Genomic DNA, 16,956 nt, shown 5'->3' on the forward strand with positions numbered 1-16,956 from the left:
GCCTAACGGCTCGCCCTTGGCGCGCAAGGGTGTCGGTCCGGCGGCGGCGTACTAGACGCGCGTCACCGCGTTAACCGCGTCGGCGGCGCGCAGCGCGGCGATGACGTGCATCAAATGCTGGACGTCGTGGACCTCGACATCGATCGTATTGGTGTGGAAGCCGGTATCGCGGTTATCGAGCCGCAGATTGACGATGTTGGCCTTTTGCGCGCCGATGATCGTCGCGATCGTGCCGAGCGCGCCGGGCTCGTTCTTGACCTCGACCGAGATCCGCCCGGTCGCGCCCTCGGTCTTGTCGCCCCAGGAGAGGTCGACCCAATCGGTATCGTCGGCGGCACCGAGGATCGGGCAATCGATCGTATGAACTTCGATCCCGGCGTCGGGGCGGCGCAGCCCGACGATCCGGTCGCCGGGGACGGGATGGCAGCATTCGGCGAGATCGAACGCGACGCCCGCGGTCAGCCCACGAATCGAGATCGCGCTCGACTGCGGCGGCAAATCACGCATTGCGTCGACGCCGGCCGAGCCTGGCATCAACGCTTCCATCACCGCGGCGTCGGGAATCCGGCGGCGCGCGATCGCCTCGAGCAAGGCGGCTTCGTCGGACACCTTGAGACGCTGCATCGCCATCGCCTGCGCATTGCCGGCGAGCGGGGCGGGGAGACGCGAGACGAGCTCGTCGTACATTTTCCTCCCGAGCGCCTGCGTTTCGATCCGCTCCTTGTGGCGCAGATGCCGCCGGATCGCGGCGCGCGCCTTGCCGGTGATCGCGAAGTTAAGCCAGCCGGGCTGCGGCTCCTGCGCCTTGGACCGCAGGATCTGCACCTGATCGCCATTGTCGATCACGGTGCGCAAGGGGACCACGCGCCCGTTGATCTTCGCGCCGACCGCCTGATCGCCGAGATCGGTGTGGACGGCATAGGCGAAATCGATCGGCGAGGCGCCCTTGGGCAGCTGATGCAGCTCACCCTTGGGGGTGAAGGCGAAGATGCGATCCTGGTACATCGCCATCTTGGTATGCTCGAGCAGCTCTTCGGGGCTCTCGGCATTGTCGAGGATCTCGACCAGATCGCGGATCCAGCTGACTTGTGAGTCGGGCCGGACCTTGTCCTGCTTGTACGCCCAGTGCGCGGCGAGCCCGAGTTCGGCCTCTTCGTGCATGGCGCGCGTGCGGATCTGGATCTCGACGCGCGTATTGTCGGCATGGATCACCGTCGTGTGCAGCGAGCGATAGCCGTTGCGCTTGGGGGTCGAGATGTAATCCTTGAAACGCCCCGGCACCATCGGCCAGCGGCGGTGGATCACGCCGAGTGCGGTGTAGCACGCCTCTTCATCGGGCACGATCACGCGGAACGCCATGATGTCGCTGAGCTGCTCGAAGCTGATGTGCCGCTCGGCCATCTTCTTCCAGATCGAATAGGGGTGCTTTTCGCGCCCCGATACGTCGCCTTCGATTCCCTGGCGGCTGAGCAGCAGCTTGAGCCCCGACCCGATCTTGGCGATGCGGTCCCCGCCGCCGTCCTTGAGCTGGGCGAGGCGCTTGGTGATCGATTCGAACGCCTCGGGCTCGAGCTGCGCGAAGGCGAGCGTCTGCATCTCCTTCATGAACTCGTACATGCCGATCCGCTCGGCGAGCGGCGCGTAGATGTCCATCGTCTCGCGCGCGATGCGTTTGCGCTTGTCGGGATTCTTGATGAAATGCAGCGTGCGCATGTTGTGCAGCCGGTCGGCAAGCTTGACCAGCAGCACGCGGATATCGTCCGACATGGCGAGCAGGAATTTGCGGAGGTTTTCCGCGGCGCGCTCGTTCTCGGTCTGCGCTTCGATCTTCGACAGCTTGGTGACGCCATCGACCAGCCGCGCGACGCTCGCGCCGAAGAGACGGGTTATTTCCTCGGGGGTGGCGACGGTGTCCTCGATCGTGTCGTGGAGGATCGCGGTCGCAATCGTCTCGTCGTCGAGATGGAGGTCGGTGAGGATGCCAGCGACTTCGATCGGATGGCTGAAATAGGGATCGCCATTCGCGCGCTTCTGCGATCCGTGCGCCTGCATCGAAAAGACATAGGCGCGGTTGAGCAGCGCCTCATTGGCCGAGGGATCGTACTCCAGGACACGATCGACGAGTTCATACTGACGCAACATCTCAAACCAAGATGGCGTCACGAAGTGTTGCTTTGCAACATGTTTGCGCGAATCGCAGAAAAAAGCCCCTCTCGCACGCTTGCGAAAGGGGCTTCGATCGGTTTGCTGCCACGCTTATTTGGCGCGGGCGTTGCACTTGGCGAGCGCGTCGGCATCGAGCGGCTGGCCGGCAATCGCGAAGGCCGAGAGCTTGCCGGCACGCTGCGCGATCATTTCGCACACGATGCCTTCGCGCTGCGGACCCTTGTTCGCGGTGAAGGCGGTGTCGTTCCACTTCCACACGGTGCCGTTGGTGATCAGCATCGTCTTGGCGGGCGCAGCGACCGGGGTCGCGGCATAATACGGCGCAGCGTCGGCAGCATGCGCGACGGTCGGTACGAAGGGGAGCGTCGCCACGAACGCGGCGACGGCAAGCGGAAGCGAACGGATCATGGGGAGACTCCTTGCCTTGTCAGTTTCGATCCGCTACCTAAATGCTGCAGTTGCGAGTTGCAAGTCAAAACGTAGTTTTGCTTCCCCCTTTACCTATAAATGCGTTAGGGTTTCCGATTATGGATGCAAAGTTGCGCGAGCCCTTGCGGGATTTGGTGGAATGCAGCCTCCCCGCGGCGCTCGAAGCGATGGGCGAGCGCTGGAGCTTCATGATCCTGCGCGCCGCGTTCAACGGCCTGCACCATTTCGAGGAATTCCAGTCCGAGCTCGGGATTGCGCGCAACATCCTTGCCAATCGGCTGGGGCGGTTGGTCGAGCATGGCATTCTCACGCGCACCGCGGTCGCCGCCGACCGGCGCAAGATCCAGTACGAGCTGACGGAGAAGGGCGCTGCGCTGTTGCCGACGATGCTCGCGCTGCGGCAATGGGGCGAGCGCTGGGAGACGGGCTTTCGCGCCAGCCCGGTGCTGGTCGACAAGCGCGACATGCGCCCGATCGCCCCGATCGACGTGCGCGCGTGGGACGGCCGCGTGCTGACCAAGCACGAATTGCTCTGGGCACTGCCCGAGGATGTTGATTATGGTGAGAACGGATTACGCGCAGCGGAGTGAAAATCCGCGCGCGACGGTAAAGGGGAGGCTGGCTTGACTGTAGATTCTTCCACGTTTCTTGCGTAACCTCGCCCGCGTGCCGAGCCTCCACATCCTCGCCAATCCGGCCCGTTTTCTGAAGCTTGCGCGTCCGCTCACGCCCGTCTTGTTCTGGCTCGGCGTCGGGCTCATCGGCATCGGCGTCTGGGGTGGCCTCACGCAAACCCCGCCCGACTATCTGCAGGGCGAGACCGTCCGCATCCTCTATATCCATGTGCCGACCGCTTGGCTCGGCATGGGCGGGTGGAGCGGGATCGCGATCTCGTCGCTGGTGTTCCTCGTCTGGCGGCATCCGCTCGCGATGATCGCCGCACGCGCGATCGCGTTGCCGGGGGCGGTGTTCGCCGGGCTGTGCCTTGCGACGGGGTCGATCTGGGGGCGGCCGACCTGGGGGACGTGGTGGCAGTGGGACGGGCGGTTGACCTCGATGCTGTTGCTGTTCTTCGTCTATCTCGGCTTCATGGCGCTGGTCCGGGCCGATGACGATCGCGGCGGCGATGGGCGGATCCCGGCGCTCTACGGGATCGCCGGATCGGTATTGCTGCCGATCATCCGCTATTCGGTGGTATGGTGGAATACGCTCCACCAGGGGCAGAGTATCGGCCTCACCAAATCGACGATCGATTCGTCGATCCTGTGGCCGCTATGGTTCACGCTCGGTGGCTTCACCTTTTTCTTCGCAGGGATCGTGCTGATGCGGATGCGCACGATCCTCGCGCGCACCAAAGCCGAGGCGCGGCTGCGGCGGATGGCCAATGTCGTCGAGGTGACTGCATGAATCCCTGGCCGTTTGTGACGGCGGCGTATGCGTTGACCGGGGTCGTCTCGGTTGGGCTCGCCGTGTGGAGCTTTCTCGCGATGCGCGGCTGCGAAAAGAAATGAAAGCCAAGCATCAACGCCTCACGCTTGTCCTGCTTGCGGTCGGTGCGGTCGGCGGGGCGAGTTTGCTCGCGCTCTCCGCGCTCAAGGACCAGGCGGCGTTCTTCTACGCGCCGGGCGACGTCAAGAAGGACGGCCTGCCGATCGGGCGTGCGGTGCGGCTTGGCGGAATGGTCGCCGATCATTCGATCCAGCGGCTCGCCGATGGCGTTTCGATGCGCTTCGTCGTGACCGATGGCTTCGCGACGGTGCCGGTCGCCTATAAGGGCATCGCGCCCGACCTGTTCCGCGAGAAATCGGGCGTCGTCGCCGAAGGATCGTTCAACCCCGACGGCAGCTTCACCGCGACCAATCTGCTCGCCAAGCACGACGAGAAATACATGCCCCCCGAAATCGCCGGCAAGATGCACGAGACGAAGACGTTGCAGCAATGAGGGCGCGCCGTTCGTCACGCCATGCTTCGTCACCCCGGGCGCGCCCCGGGGTCCACCGCGCCGCAAACGCGGCGCTCGTTGCAGGGTGGACCGCGGGAGGAGCCCGGGGTGACGGCGGGGGGACGGTCCTTTGATCGCCGAGGCCGGCCTTGCCGCTCTGTGGTTCGCCGCTGCGCTCGCGCTGTTGCAGCTCGTGCTGGCGGGAATGGGGGTCTGGCGCCCCACCCCCCTTAGCGCTGAGGCGACAGGCTCGGCGCGAACCGACGCGGAAACCACGCTCACCGCCGACATCATCGCCGCGGTCCGACCGGTCGCGGTGGTGCAGGGCGTGCTCGCCCTGTTCGCGATGCTGCTGCTCATCACCGTGTTCGTGCGCAGCGACATGTCGGTGCTGCTCGTCGCCGAGAACAGCCATTCCGACAAGCCGATGCTCTACAAGATCGCGGGCGCGTGGGGGAACCATGAAGGCTCGATGCTGCTGTGGGTGACGATCCTCGGCATCGCCGGCGCGGCGGTCGCGCTGTTGGAGCGCAGCCTCGCGACCCGCACGCTGATCGCGACACTCGGCGCGCAGGCGGCGATCGCGCTCGGCTTCTACGCCTTCCTGCTCTTCTCCTCGAACCCGTTCGCGCGGCTCGACCCGGCGCCGGCCGACGGCAACGGGCTCAACCCGCTGTTGCAGGACCCCGGCTTGGCGTTCCATCCGCCGACGCTCTACATCGGCTATGTCGGCATCTCGATCGCTTTCTCCTTCGCGGTCGGCGCGATGATCACGCGCGATGTCGGCCCGGCGTTTGCGCGCGCGATGCGGCCGTGGGTGCTCGGCGCGTGGATCTTCCTGACGCTCGGCATTACCGCGGGATCGTATTGGGCCTATTACGAGCTCGGCTGGGGCGGCTGGTGGTTCTGGGATCCGGTCGAGAATGCCTCGCTGATGCCGTGGCTCGCGGCGACCGCCTTGCTGCATTCGGTCAGTGTGCTGGCGACGCGCGACGGCTTGCGCGCGTGGACGCTGATGCTCGCCGTCGTCGCTTTCTCGATGTCGATGATCGGCACCTTCCTGGTGCGCTCCGGCATCCTCACCAGCGTCCACGCTTTCGCGGTCGATCCGACGCGCGGGTCGTTCATCCTTGCGCTGCTCGCGATCTATATCGGCGGCGCGCTGCTGTTGTTCGCGCTCCGCGTCGGGACGGTGAAGCAAGGCAACACCTTCGACGCGGTCAGCCGCGAGGGCGCGCTGATCGTCAACAATCTGCTGCTCTCGGTGATCCTCGCGCTCGTCCTGCTGTTCACGCTCTATCCGATCGTCGCGGCGGGCTTCGGGACGCAATTGTCGATCGGCAAGCCGTTCTTCGACAAGTTCATCGGTCCGATCGCGCTGGCGCTCGGCGTGGTGATGGCGATTGGGCCGATGGTGCGGTGGCGGCGCGACGATCCGGGCGTGGTGCTCGGGCGGATGATCGCACCCGTCGCGGTGACGGGCTTCGCGCTCGTTGCGTTGGTCGCGCTCGGCGGCGGGATCGCGTGGCTGCCGCTGTTCGGACTGGCGCTCGCGATCGGGCTCGCGGTGGCGAGCGTGCTGCCGCTGTGGGGGCGCAACCTGCGCCGCACGCCGCTCTTCACCTACGGCATGGTCGTCGCGCATCTCGGGATCGCGGTGAGCCTGGCGGGGATGGCGTGCGACGCCGCCTTCACGCAGGAGACGCTCGTCGCGGTGCGCGTCGGCGAGCCGTATCGCGCCGGGCCGTTCAGCGTGACGCTCGACGGGATCAAGCCCGTGGTGGGCCCCAATTGGTCGGCGCTCGAAGCGCGGCTGAGCGCGCGGCGTGGGGCCGATGGCGCGGTCTTCTATCTCCGCCCGCAATCGCGCTTCTTCGCCAATCCGGTGACGGTGACGAGCGAGTCGGCGATCGCGACGCGCTGGGACGGGCAACTCTACACCGTGCTCGGTGAGCCCGACGGCACCGGGCGGTGGCAGCTGCGGCTGTGGTGGAAGCCGTTCGTGACGCTGATCTGGTTCGGCGGCGCGCTCGTCGCGATCGGCGGGGCGCTGTCGCTGCTCGGGCGCTTGCGCCGCGAACGCCGCGTGCGGGTGCGCGAGGCGTACGCATGAAGCGCTGGCTGATCTGGGTGCCGTTCGCCGTCGCGCTGGGCTTGCTCGCGCTGGTCGGCTGGGGACTCTACAAGCCTGCGGACCGCACCGTCCGCTCGGCGCTGGTCGGCGAACGCTTGCCGCAATTCGCGCTCCCGCCGATCGTCCCGGGCAAGCCGGGGCTCGCCACCGCAGCGTTTGCGACGGGCAAGCCGCGCTTGCTCAACGTCTTTGCCAGCTGGTGCATCCCGTGCATCGCCGAGGCGCCGCAATTGCTCAAGCTCAAGCAAGCCGGGGTCGAGATCGACGCCGTCGCGATCCGCGATACGCCCGCCGCGATTGCCGAGTTCCTCGCGCGCAATGGCGATCCTTACGCCGCGATCGGTGACGACAAGACGAGTTCGGTCCAGCTCGCGCTCGGATCGTCGGGGGTGCCCGAAACCTTCGTGATCGGCGGCGACGGGCGAATCGTACTCCAGCATGTCGGCGACATCCGCGCCGAGGAGGTGCCGGGGCTGATCGCGGCGGTGAGGAACGCGCGGTGAAGCGGCTGCTGCTCCTGCTGTTGATGCTGGTTGCGGCACCGGCGTTTGCCGACAGCAACCTTCCCCCCGCGCCGCTCGCCAATGTCCAGCTCAAGGATCCGGCCAAGGAAGCGCAGGCGCAGACGTTGATGCTGACGCTGCGCTGCGTCGTCTGCCAGGGCCAGTCGATCGCCGACAGCAATGCCGAGATGGCGGGCGACATGCGCGCGCTGGTCCGCACGCGGATCGCCGCGGGGCAGAGCCCGGAGGCGATCCGGGCGTGGCTGATCGCGCGCTATGGCGACTATGTCAGCTACGATCCGCCGCTCAGCGCGGTGACCGCTCCCTTGTGGATCGCGCCGTTGATCTTGCTGGCGCTCGGCGTCTGGTTCGCCCGTGCGAGTTTCAAGCGGCGGGCGAAACGATGAACCTGCTCATGCTCGCCCTGGTCGGGATCGCTGCGGCGGGGTTGCTGTGGGGATTGGGCGTCGGGCGCCGCTTGTGGAGCTTTGCCGGCGCGGCGCTGATGCTCGGCGCGGCGGGCTTTGCGGTGCAGGCGGCGCGGCACGTCCCGGGCAAGCCGATCGCCGCCGACGTCACGCCGATCGCGGTCGATCCCGGGATGGTCGCGTTTCGCGAGGCGGTGTTCGCGCCGTCGCGCGAGGACAGTCTCGCGCTTGCCAGCGCCGATGCGCGGCTGGCGGCGGGCGACGCGCATGCTGCCGCCGATGGCTTGCGCCGCGAGATCGCGCTGCGCCCCGGCGACGCTGCGCTGTGGACCGGGCTCGGCTATGTCCTCGCGCTGCACGACACTGCGGTCTCGCCTGCGGCGAAGTTCGCCTTCCGCCGCGCGGTTGCGCTTGCGCCGCGCAGCCCGGGGCCGGCGTTCTTCCTCGGCATGGCGTATGTCGATGCCGGTGAGGTCGCACAGGCACGGCCGGCCTGGGCGTTCGCGCTGAGCGTGACACCGCCGAACGCGCCGTATCGCGACGACATCGTCCAGCGGCTCGCCGCGCTCGATCAGTTCGACAAGATGGCGGCCGCACAGCGCGCGGCAGCGCGTTAACGCACCACCAGCCGCGTATAGAGGTGCCAGGTGGCGTAGCCGAGCCACGGCAACACCACCGCCAGCCCGATCGCCGCCGGGATCATGCCGAGCGCGAGCAGCCCCGCGACGCGCACGCCCCAGCCGAGCACTTCGCGCGGATTCTCGCGCACCGCGGCGAGCGACGTGCGCACCGCCGTCACAGCATCGACGGGTTGATCGACGACCATCGGGAACGCGACGACCGCAACGACGAGCGTCGCCAGCGCAAACGCCCCGCCGGCGAGATTGCCGAGCACGATCAGCTGCCAGCCCTCCGCCGTGGTGAACAGCCGCGCGATCACGTCGCCGGGCTGCATCGGCCCGACCGTGCCGAAGGTCGCTTGATAGATCGCATAGGCGACGCCGAGCCATGCCACGAACAGCAAAGCGATCCCGCCGGTCAGCAGTGCGAGCGGCCAGCGGCTGCGCCCGTTGAGCGGATCGAGGAAGTGCCACCAGCTTGAGTCGCGGCCTTCCTCGCGGCGCCGCGCCAGTTCGTAGAAGCCCGATGCCACGGCCGGCCCGGCGATCGAGAGCCCTGCGACGAGCGGAAAGAGCAAGGGCAGTAGCGGCGCATTGAAGGCGAGCGCGACCGCCACGAAGCAGATGACGGGATAGAGCAGCCCGAGAAAGATCAGATCGCCGCGCTTTTCGGTAAAGTCCTTCCACCCCTCCGCCAGCGCCCAGGTCAAGTCGGCTGTCTCGATTCGTCGGATCTCGGGCAGATCGGCGGCGCGTGCGGGCAGGGCGGTTGCGTGTAGCGTGGCGGTCATCGGTTGGTCCTCGTCCTAAGCGTACTTTCCTTTGTCTTGGAGTGGGGACTGTACGCCCTTTGGCGAGCGCCGACAATATTAACGCGAAAGCCTCAGCCGAACGGCCCGTTGAGCTGCACGATCTTGCGGTTGAGCACCGCGGCAAAACTCACCCACAGGAAATAGGGCACGATCAGCGCCGCAGCGAAATGCGAGATCGGCCACAGCCCGACGAGCAAGGCGACGAGCGAGCCCCACAGGAAGACGACTTCGACCAGCGCCCAATCGGGCCGCCGCACCGCGAAGAAAAGCGGGCTCCACGCGAAATGGCACGCCGCGTTGACCGCAAACAGGATGACGACCGACTGACGCGCCGCCGCATCGGGCGCAGCTTGCCACGCGATCGCGGCGGACCAGGCGGCGAGGCCAAGCAGAATCGTCCAGGCGGGGCCGAACGCCCAGCCGGGCGGCTGCCACCAGGGTTTACGCAGCGCCTTGTACCACGACCCGATCGGCGTCGCGAGGCCACCCGCCACGAGCAACACCGCAGCGCATCCGCCCGAGACGATCAGCGGGCTCATGCGGCGTTTCCGATCACTTTTCGACGACTGTCCACTTGCCGAGTGTCAAGCGCGTGGTACACATGAGCGATGGGCATGGCATTTCCCTTTTCGGCGATCGTCGGCCAGGACGAGATGAAACTGGCACTGCTGTTGGCCGCAATCGACGCGCGGATCGGCGGCGTGATGGTATTCGGCGATCGCGGCACCGGCAAGTCGACCGCGGTGCGCGCGCTTGCCGCCTTGCTTCCCCCAATGCCTGCCGCCCTTGCCGGGTTCCATCCCGAGGGTGCGCCACCGCCCGATCGCAAGGCGACGGTCCCCGTTCCCTTCGTCGATCTGCCGCTTGGCGCGACCGAGGACCGCGTCGTCGGCGCGCTCGATCTCGAGCGGGCACTCGGCGCTGGGGTCAAGGCGTTCGAGCCCGGACTGCTTGCGCGCGCCAATGGCGGGTTCCTGTATATCGACGAGATCAACCTGCTCGAGGACCATATCGTCGATCTTCTGCTCGACGTCGCGGCATCGGGCGAGAACGTCGTCGAGCGCGAGGGATTGTCGGTGCGGCATCCGGCGCGATTCGTGCTCGTCGGCAGCGGTAATCCCGAGGAAGGCGAGCTCCGCCCGCAATTGCTCGACCGCTTCGGCCTGTCGGTCGAGGTGCGCACGCCGCAGGATCTCGCCGCGCGGATCGAGATCCTCAAGCGCTGCGACGCGTTCGAGCGGACGCCTGCGGAATTCGCCGAGGCGTGGCGCGCAGCGGAGAAGAAGACGCTGCGACGGCTCGCGCGGGCGCGGGCCAGCCTAGCGCACGTGACCGTGCCCGACGCGATCCTCGCCCGCGCCGCACAATTGTGCATGGCGGTCGGCGCCGATGGCTTGCGCGGCGAGCTGACGCTGATGCGCGCGGCACGCGCGCTGGCGGCGCTCGATGGCGAAGCCGTCGTCGGCCCGGCGCAGCTTGCGCGGGTCGCCCCGCTCGCGTTGCGGCACCGGTTGCGGCGCGGGGTGCTCGACGAGACGGGCTCGACGGTGCGGATCGAACGCGCGCTGGACGAACTGGCGGCGGCGTGAGCACGGCCGCCTCGCCGCTCGACGATGCGATGCTAGCGGCGCGGTTGTGCGCGATCGATCCAGTCGGCCTGGGGGGCATGATCCTGCGCGGCGGCGGAGAAGTGCGCGACCGCGTCGTCGCGCGCTTGCATGCGGACCTTCCCGAAGGCGCGCCGTTGCGGCGGATTCCCGCGCATGTCGATGACGATGCACTGCTCGGTGGGCTCGATCTCGGCGCGACGCTCGCGCTCGGGCGGCCGGTGCGGCAGCGCGGAGTGCTTGCGGCGGCGGATGGCGGGATCGTCGTGCTGCCGATGGCCGAGCGAATCCCCGAGGCGACTGCGGCGCGGATCACCGCGGTGCTCGACGCGCGCGCGATCGATGCGGTGCCGGTACGCGTTGCGGTGGTCGCGTTCGATGACGGGGTCGAGGACGAAGCGCCGCCGCAGGCCTTGGTCGAGCGGCTGGCGTTTCGGGTCGACCTGTCCGAGTGCCGCGGGGCGACTGACACGCTGCCATCCTACGCCGAAGCGAATATTGCAGGCGGCGACGCGCCAGCGATCGACCCTTGCGCGATTCTCAGCGGCGCTGCTGCCGCACTCGGCATCGATTCGGCGCGCGCTCCGCTGTTCGCGCTGCGTGCCGCGCGCGCGGCGGCGGCGTTGGCGGGGCGCAGCGAACCCGACGAAGACGATGTGATCCTCGCGATCCGGCTCGTCCTCGGCCCGCGCGCGACGCGGCTTCCCGCGCCGCCGCAGGACGACAGCGCGACCGACGCGCCACCCCCGCCGCCCGAAAGCGAGTCGAGCGAGGAAGAGCGCGGTGCGCCCGAACCGCCCGACGACGTCGTGCTCGCCGCCGCGCTCGCAGCGCTCCCGCGCGACGTGCTCGAACGACTCGCGGCCGGCGCGGCACGGCGCGGGGTCAATCGCGCGCGCGGCGCGGGCGAACGGCGCAAGTCGCCCCTTCGAGGTCGCCCGCTCGGCGCGCGTGCCGGGATTCCGCGTGGCGGCTTGCGGCTGAGCTTGATCGACACGCTGCGCGCCGCCGCGCCGTGGCAGAAGCTGCGCGAGCGTGGCGGCGGCGCGATCCGGATTCGCCGCGACGATCTGCGCATCCGTCGCTTCGAGACGCGTGCGGAAACGGTGACGATCTTCGCGGTCGATGCCTCGGGCTCGGCGGCGGCGGCGCGACTGGCCGAAGCGAAGGGCGCGGTCGAGCTGCTGCTCGCGCAAGCCTATGTGAAGCGCGCGAAGGTCGCTTTGGTGGCGTTTCGCGGGGTCGGCGCGGAGGTCTTGTTGCCGCCGACTCGCTCGCTTACGCGTGCGCGGCGTGCGCTCGCCGATCTGCCGGGCGGTGGCGGCACGCCGCTCGCCACCGGGCTCGACGCGGCGCGAACGCTCGCCGAAGCGGCGCGCGCGCGCGGACGTACGCCCTTCCTCGTCGTGCTGACCGACGGACGCGGCAACATCGCCGCCGACGGCAGCGCGGTGCGCGAGCGCGCCGAGCGCGATGCCGAGCAAGCCGCGCGCGCGATCGGCCAGGCCGGAATCGGCGCGGTGTTCCTCGATACCGCGGCGCGCCCCCGCCCCGAGGGCGCGCGACTCGCGCTGGCGATGGGCGCGCGCTACCTCCCGCTGCCGCGCGCCGATGCCGCGGCGATGCACCGCGCGGTCGCCGCCGCGCAGGCCGCATGAGCCGCGCGCGCTGGGAGGCCGAGGGGCGCGACTGGCCCAATCGCGCCGCGAGCAGATTCGTCGATACCGCGCGCATTCGCTGGCATGTCCAGATGATGGGGGCAGGGCCGGTGCTGCTGCTGCTCCACGGCACCGGCGCGGCGACGCACAGCTGGCGTGATCTTGCACCGCTGCTGGCGGAAAATTTTACCGTGGTCGCGCCCGATCTGCCGGGGCACGGTTTTACTACCGGGCGCCCGGTCGGTGGGCTGGCGATGCCCGCGATGGCGCGCGCGGTGGGGGAATTGCTCGCCACGCTCGGACTCGCGCCTGATCTGGTCGTGGGGCATTCCGCGGGTGCGGCAATCGGGGCGCGGCTGGTGCTCGATGGCGGCGCGAACCCCGCGCGGCTGGTCGGGCTCAACCCCGCGCTGATGCCGTTTCCCGGGCTCGCCGCGGCGCTCTTCCCGACGCTCGCGCGGATGCTGTTCGTCAATCCGTTCGCGCCGCATCTCGTCGCGGGGCTCGCGCGCGGGCCGGGCGATGCGAAGCGCTACCTCGAGCGCGCGACAGGCTCGACGATCGACGTGCGCGGGGTCGATTTATATCGGCGGCTGTTCTCGACCTCGGATCACGCCGCGGGCGCGATCACGATGATGGCGGATTGGGATTTGGACTCGCTCGCGCGCGATCTGCCGCGCGTCCGCGTGCCGACCCTTCTGATCCACGGGTCGGCCGATTCGGCGATCGCGCTGGCGTCGGTCCGCCAAGCCGCGGCCTTGCTGCCCGACAGCCGGTTGGAAGTGCTCGCCGGGCTCGGCCATCTCGCGCACGAGGAACGTCCCGCCGATGTCGCCGCCTTGATTCGAGGGTTTGCGGATGCCGAATAGCTATTTCGCCTTGCTCGACATGGCGATCGTCGGGGTGCCGACGATTCTCTTCGTCGTCTGGCAGCTCGTCTCGATCAACCGCGAGATCGCGCGCGACAAGGCCAAGAAGGCCGAGCGCGACGAATCACCAGAGCGCGCGGGGCATCCGGTAGGGGAGCATCGACTGAACGATCGGTGAGCGGAAGCGCGCGAGCGACAGGCTTTCATGCACCGCGTCGACGCTCTCGCCGAACAGCCGCGTCGACAGCCCCGAGCGTGCGTAGAAGGGCGCGTCGATCCACGTCCGCGTCACAAGCGGCGTAGCGCCGGAATCGGCGCGTGTCGCACGCGCGACACGCCAGCCGGTATGCGGGAGCCGCACGCGCGGTGGCGGCGCGACGTCATGCCAGCGGCCTTGCCGATCGAATTTGAGCGCCAGCTCGAACGGATCGCCACCGCGGCGTCGCCCCTCGTACAGCACGGCCACGTCATTGCGCAGGTGCGCGCGCGACCAGTGCCAGTCGTCGAACCCTGCCTCGAGCGGCTCGTCGCCGAAATTCGAATCCCAATAGCCGCTGCCCGACCAGCCAAGATCGGGATGCGTCATCGCCACCTCGACGCGCGCGCGCGGGGCGACGGGGTGCCAGCGGTGCCGCGCCGCGGGATCGAGCGCGAAGGCGGTGGTGCCGATCAGCTCCGGGGTGACGCGGACGGTGCCGCGCACGCGGTAGGGCAGCGGTGCGGAGCGTTCGTCGATCTCGATCACCAGCGTATCGCCGTCCCAGCTGAGCGCGCTCGGTCCGACCTGGAAATGGTCGGCATCGCGCCGGACATGGCGCGCGCCGCGCTCGGTCATCGCCCATGCCCCACCGCGCGGACCGCACAGCGCGACGTTGATCGCGCAGTGATTGTCGGGCCGTCCGCGCCCCGAAAGCTTGTAATAGGGCGAGAAGACGCTGCCGATAAACGCGATGATCGTCAGGCCGAAGCGACGGTCGGCGCTGACCGCGTCGATATACCACCAGGCATAGCCGTTCGAGTCGACATGGACGTCGAAGCGCGGTCCTTGAGCAGGCAGTCGACGGCTAGGTGGCCGGACAAGGCCGCCATCGGGACGCCCGCGCCCGGATGGGTGCTCCCGCCCGCGCAATAGAGCCCAGGGATCCGTGTCCGGCTGCCGGGGCGCTGGAAGGATGCCGCCCACCCGTGCGAGGCCCGTCCATAAAGGGCTCCACCCGTCCGTGGGAACAGGCCGTTGAAGCCACTCGGCGTCGTCAGCACCGTCGCCTCCTCGGGCAAGTCCAGCGTCAGGCCAGCGCGCTGCAGCGTGGCGTGCATCGATAGCGTGCATTGCTCGATCTCCGCTTGGGAAAGAGGGGACGTGTCGCCGGTGGCGGGGGCGTTGACGATGATCTGGACGCGCTCGGATGCGCCGGCGCCCGCGCCGGTCGTCGCGTCGCGGTCCTGTGCGCAGACATAGACGGTCGGGTCGGCGGGAACGCGGCCGGCGGCGAGCTCGGCGAATTCGGTCGCCGAGTCGCGTGCGAAGAAAACATTGTGGCGCAGCAATGGAAAGCCGCGCGCGGGTGTGTTCGCGCACCATACCAGCGCCGAGAGCGAGCGCTTGCGCGCAGGTTGCCGAGCGACCGCGCGCCGCACTGCCTGGCCGAACGCACCGTGCGCGATCGCCGCGGGATCGGCATTGCAGACGATCGCAGTCGCGCGGATCTGCTCGCCCGAGGCGAGCCGCACGCCGCTCGCACGCCCGCGCTCGACCAGGATCTCGCTGACCGGTTCGCCATAGCGGAAGACCGCGCCGTTCCGGATCGCCAGCGCCTCGAGCGCCTTGGCCAGCGCATGCATCCCGCCCGCAATCAGCCAGACCCCGGCGGCCTCGACATGCGCGACGAGCATCAGCGTCGCCGGGCAGTGAAACGGCGAGGATCCGCAATAGGTCGCGTAGCGCCCGAACAATTGCCGCAGCCTTGGGTCGGGAAAATGATCACCGAGCGCCGACCACAGCGTTTCGTATGGGCGGATGCGGCTGAGATCGGTCAGCCCGCGCAACCCCATCCGCCAAGTGAGCCCGAGCGGGTTGGTCTGCGGCGCGCGCAGGAACGGCGCTTCGAGCGTTTCGAAGATATGGCGCGCCTCGGCGCAGAACGCGCGGTAACCCGCCGCTGCGCGCGCGCCGGAAAAATCGCCGATCGCGGCCTCGCTTTCCGCCGGGTCGGCGAACAGATCGAGCCGGTCGTCGCCCCAGGCGTGGCGCGCGAGGATCTTTGCGGGGGTGAGCGCGACATGCGCATCGAGCGACGCGCCGCAGGCGGCGAAGATTTCGTCGAATACATGGCGCAGCGTGAAGACCGTCGGCCCGCCGTCGACCGCGGCGCCGCCGGCCATGACTTGGCGCATCTTTCCGCCCGGGGCAGAGGCTGCCTCGACCACGGTAACCGGCACACCGCGCGCGGCGAGCAAGGCCGCGCTGACCAGCCCGCCGATCCCGGCGCCGATGACGAGCACTGTATCGCGTCTGTCCACCGTAATGAATCCTCGATCCAGCCAGTGTCCACTCGACTGGACACTCAGTTTCGTCCACCAAGGGCGACATGTCAAAGCCTGTCTTGCGCAAGTCCGTTCTGCTCTCGGCCCGCACATCGTGGCTGGCATGGCGAAACGGGCTGCTGGGGTCGCCGCAGTTCCAGCGCTTTGCCGCGCGCTGCTGGCTGACGCGCCCGATCGCCCGGTCGCGGGCGCGCGGGCTGTTCGATCTGGTGGCGGGCTTCGTCTATTCGCAGACGCTCGCGGCGTGCATCGCGACCGGGCTGCTCGATCGACTCGGCGACGGACCGCAGACGTGCGACGCGCTCGCCGCGCAGATCGACCTGCCGCCCGAGGGCACGCTCAGGCTGCTGCGCGCGGCTGCGGCGCTGCGATTGGTCGAACGACTCGGCGATGCCTGGGTGCTGGGCAGCGCGGGCGCGGCGCTGCGCGGCAATGGCGGGATCGCCGAAATGGTCGCGCACCACGGCTTGCTCTATGCCGATCTGGCCGATCCCGTGGCGCTGCTGCGGCGCGGTGGCGGCGGCGGGGCGCTCGCGGGATATTGGGGCTATGCCGAGGCGCCGGGCGCCGGCGACGCCGAATCGGTCGCGCCCTATTCGCGGCTGATGGCGGCGTCGCAGCCGCTCGTCGCGGCGCAGACGCTCGATGCCTATCGCTTCGCGCGGCACCGGCGGATGCTCGATATCGGTGGTGGCGAGGGAGGATTTGTCGAATCGGTCGCGGCGCGTGTGCCGACGCTCGAGCTCGCTGTGTTCGATCTGCCCGCGGTCGGCGAACGCGCGCGCGCGCGCTTCGCCGCCGCGGGGCTTGGCGAACGGACGTCGATTCATGGCGGCAGCTTCCGCAGCGACCCCGTCCCGCAAGGGTACGATCTCATCACGCTGGTGCGCGTGCTGCACGATCATGACGATTCGGTCGCGCTCGCCTTGTTGCGTGCGATTCGTGCCGCGCTGCCCCCCGGCGGTCGCCTGCTGATCGCCGAGCCGATGGCGCAGACACCGGGCGCCGAACCCGCCGGAGACGCCTATTTCGGCCTGTATCTGCTCGCGATGGGGTCGGGCCGTCCGCGCGCTCCCGCCGAGATTCGCGCGATGCTCCACACCGCTGGCTTCGCTCGCTCGCGGCTGCTGCCGACTGCGCTGCCGATCACGTGTCGTGTGGTCGTCGCGGAGGCCTGACGATCAACCGTCAATGATGATTGACAAAACAAAGTGTCCATATAGATTGACACCAAGACGACCCGT

Annotated in this window: 18 protein-coding genes; 12 read left to right on the forward strand and 6 right to left on the reverse strand. The window is 68.7% G+C overall.

The features are described from left to right. Nucleotides 1–51 precede the first annotated feature (51 nt). Both E2E30_RS16170 and E2E30_RS16175 read right to left on the reverse strand, forming a co-directional pair. Nucleotides 52–2,142, reverse strand: coding sequence for a RelA/SpoT family protein (locus tag E2E30_RS16170; RefSeq protein ID WP_133191415.1), 2,091 nt, complete (start codon nt 2,140–2,142; stop codon nt 52–54). Between the two features lie 114 nt (nt 2,143–2,256). Further along, the gene (locus E2E30_RS16175) at nt 2,257–2,574 is read right to left on the reverse strand and encodes a CC_3452 family protein (protein ID WP_206365596.1); all 318 of its coding nucleotides are present in this window, start codon (nt 2,572–2,574) and stop codon (nt 2,257–2,259) included. A 119-nt stretch (nt 2,575–2,693) separates the two neighbouring features. Between E2E30_RS16175 and E2E30_RS16180 the strand changes: the two genes are divergently transcribed. From E2E30_RS16180 to E2E30_RS16210, 7 genes are all read left to right on the forward strand, one after another. Continuing rightward, nucleotides 2,694–3,185 (forward strand): winged helix-turn-helix transcriptional regulator, encoded by a 492-nt coding sequence (locus E2E30_RS16180; RefSeq protein WP_133191416.1) that lies wholly within the window; start codon nt 2,694–2,696, stop codon nt 3,183–3,185. A 76-nt stretch (nt 3,186–3,261) separates the two neighbouring features. Beyond that, nucleotides 3,262–4,002 carry a heme ABC transporter permease CcmC gene (gene ccmC, locus E2E30_RS16185; protein WP_133192149.1) on the forward strand — a complete coding sequence of 247 codons (741 nt, stop codon included), beginning with the start codon at nt 3,262–3,264 and terminating at the stop codon, nt 4,000–4,002. 100 nt (nt 4,003–4,102) lie between these two features. Continuing rightward, nucleotides 4,103–4,537, forward strand: coding sequence for a cytochrome c maturation protein CcmE (ccmE, locus tag E2E30_RS16190; RefSeq protein WP_133191417.1), 435 nt, complete (start codon nt 4,103–4,105; stop codon nt 4,535–4,537). Between the two features lie 130 nt (nt 4,538–4,667). Continuing rightward, complete coding sequence (locus E2E30_RS16195; protein ID WP_133191418.1) at nt 4,668–6,650, forward strand: heme lyase CcmF/NrfE family subunit; 1,983 nt, start codon at nt 4,668–4,670, stop codon at nt 6,648–6,650. Beyond that, nucleotides 6,647–7,174 carry a redoxin family protein gene (locus tag E2E30_RS16200; protein WP_133191419.1) on the forward strand — a complete coding sequence of 176 codons (528 nt, stop codon included), beginning with the start codon at nt 6,647–6,649 and terminating at the stop codon, nt 7,172–7,174. The genes E2E30_RS16195 and E2E30_RS16200 overlap by 4 nt, the downstream gene beginning before the upstream one ends. A gap of 23 nt (nt 7,175–7,197) precedes the next feature. Next, nucleotides 7,198–7,581, forward strand: coding sequence for a cytochrome c-type biogenesis protein (locus tag E2E30_RS16205; protein ID WP_133192150.1), 384 nt, complete (start codon nt 7,198–7,200; stop codon nt 7,579–7,581). Further along, complete coding sequence (locus tag E2E30_RS16210) at nt 7,578–8,219, forward strand: tetratricopeptide repeat protein (RefSeq protein ID WP_133191420.1); 642 nt, start codon at nt 7,578–7,580, stop codon at nt 8,217–8,219. Before E2E30_RS16205 ends, E2E30_RS16210 begins: the two co-directional genes overlap by 4 nt. Here the strand turns inward: E2E30_RS16210 and E2E30_RS16215 are convergent. Next, on the reverse strand, nt 8,216–9,013 hold the full coding sequence (locus E2E30_RS16215; RefSeq protein WP_133191421.1) for a DUF2189 domain-containing protein: 798 nt from the start codon (nt 9,011–9,013) through the stop codon (nt 8,216–8,218). The genes E2E30_RS16210 and E2E30_RS16215 overlap by 4 nt on opposite strands. Nucleotides 9,014–9,105: 92 nt before the next feature. Beyond that, entirely contained in the window at nt 9,106–9,573 is a 468-nt protein-coding gene (locus E2E30_RS16220) for a TspO/MBR family protein (protein ID WP_133191422.1), read from the reverse strand. A gap of 69 nt (nt 9,574–9,642) precedes the next feature. Between E2E30_RS16220 and E2E30_RS16225 the strand changes: the two genes are divergently transcribed. The 4 genes from E2E30_RS16225 to E2E30_RS16240 are packed head-to-tail and all read left to right on the forward strand — an operon-like array spanning nt 9,643 to nt 13,346. Then, nucleotides 9,643–10,623, forward strand: a complete 981-nt coding sequence (locus E2E30_RS16225) for an ATP-binding protein (RefSeq protein ID WP_133191423.1) — start codon at nt 9,643–9,645, stop codon at nt 10,621–10,623. Next, complete coding sequence (locus E2E30_RS16230) at nt 10,620–12,299, forward strand: magnesium chelatase subunit D (RefSeq protein WP_133191424.1); 1,680 nt, start codon at nt 10,620–10,622, stop codon at nt 12,297–12,299. Before E2E30_RS16225 ends, E2E30_RS16230 begins: the two co-directional genes overlap by 4 nt. After that, nucleotides 12,296–13,168 (forward strand): alpha/beta fold hydrolase BchO, encoded by an 873-nt coding sequence (gene bchO, locus E2E30_RS16235; protein WP_133191425.1) that lies wholly within the window; start codon nt 12,296–12,298, stop codon nt 13,166–13,168. The genes E2E30_RS16230 and bchO overlap by 4 nt, the downstream gene beginning before the upstream one ends. Continuing rightward, nucleotides 13,158–13,346 carry a hypothetical protein gene (locus E2E30_RS16240; RefSeq protein ID WP_133191426.1) on the forward strand — a complete coding sequence of 63 codons (189 nt, stop codon included), beginning with the start codon at nt 13,158–13,160 and terminating at the stop codon, nt 13,344–13,346. Before bchO ends, E2E30_RS16240 begins: the two co-directional genes overlap by 11 nt. On the opposite strand, the gene E2E30_RS16245 is transcribed toward E2E30_RS16240, so the two are convergent. Continuing rightward, entirely contained in the window at nt 13,293–14,225 is a 933-nt protein-coding gene (locus E2E30_RS16245; RefSeq protein WP_335925472.1) for a hydratase, read from the reverse strand. The two genes, E2E30_RS16240 and E2E30_RS16245, sit on opposite strands and share 54 nt — an antisense overlap. Continuing rightward, entirely contained in the window at nt 14,126–15,688 is a 1,563-nt protein-coding gene (gene crtD, locus E2E30_RS16250) for a 1-hydroxycarotenoid 3,4-desaturase CrtD (RefSeq protein ID WP_133191427.1), read from the reverse strand. The genes E2E30_RS16245 and crtD overlap by 100 nt, the downstream gene beginning before the upstream one ends. Before the next feature lie 68 nt (nt 15,689–15,756). Between crtD and E2E30_RS16255 the strand changes: the two genes are divergently transcribed. Next, nucleotides 15,757–16,890: a methyltransferase gene (locus E2E30_RS16255; protein WP_133191428.1), complete on the forward strand. Its 1,134-nt coding sequence runs from the start codon at nt 15,757–15,759 to the stop codon at nt 16,888–16,890. The last annotated feature ends 66 nt before the right edge of the window (nt 16,891–16,956 follow it).

It is taken from the genome of Sphingomonas sp. AAP5, assembly GCF_004354345.1.
Lineage (GTDB): Bacteria > Pseudomonadota > Alphaproteobacteria > Sphingomonadales > Sphingomonadaceae > Sphingomonas > Sphingomonas glacialis.

Coding starts and splice junctions, on each gene's coding strand:
- E2E30_RS16200 (WP_133191419.1), top strand. CDS start 6,647: ATGAAGCGCTGGCTGATCTGGGTGCCGTTCGCCGTCGCGCTGGGCTTG.
- E2E30_RS16255 (WP_133191428.1), top strand. CDS start 15,757: ATGTCAAAGCCTGTCTTGCGCAAGTCCGTTCTGCTCTCGGCCCGCACA.
- bchO (WP_133191425.1), top strand. CDS start 12,296: ATGAGCCGCGCGCGCTGGGAGGCCGAGGGGCGCGACTGGCCCAATCGC.
- E2E30_RS16240 (WP_133191426.1), top strand. CDS start 13,158: ATGCCGAATAGCTATTTCGCCTTGCTCGACATGGCGATCGTCGGGGTG.
- E2E30_RS16215 (WP_133191421.1), bottom strand. CDS start 9,013: ATGACCGCCACGCTACACGCAACCGCCCTGCCCGCACGCGCCGCCGAT.
- E2E30_RS16210 (WP_133191420.1), top strand. CDS start 7,578: ATGAACCTGCTCATGCTCGCCCTGGTCGGGATCGCTGCGGCGGGGTTG.
- E2E30_RS16225 (WP_133191423.1), top strand. CDS start 9,643: ATGGGCATGGCATTTCCCTTTTCGGCGATCGTCGGCCAGGACGAGATG.
- E2E30_RS16170 (WP_133191415.1), bottom strand. CDS start 2,142: ATGTTGCGTCAGTATGAACTCGTCGATCGTGTCCTGGAGTACGATCCC.
- E2E30_RS16180 (WP_133191416.1), top strand. CDS start 2,694: ATGGATGCAAAGTTGCGCGAGCCCTTGCGGGATTTGGTGGAATGCAGC.
- E2E30_RS16175 (WP_206365596.1), bottom strand. CDS start 2,574: ATGATCCGTTCGCTTCCGCTTGCCGTCGCCGCGTTCGTGGCGACGCTC.
- ccmE (WP_133191417.1), top strand. CDS start 4,103: ATGAAAGCCAAGCATCAACGCCTCACGCTTGTCCTGCTTGCGGTCGGT.
- E2E30_RS16205 (WP_133192150.1), top strand. CDS start 7,198: ATGCTGGTTGCGGCACCGGCGTTTGCCGACAGCAACCTTCCCCCCGCG.
- E2E30_RS16220 (WP_133191422.1), bottom strand. CDS start 9,573: ATGAGCCCGCTGATCGTCTCGGGCGGATGCGCTGCGGTGTTGCTCGTG.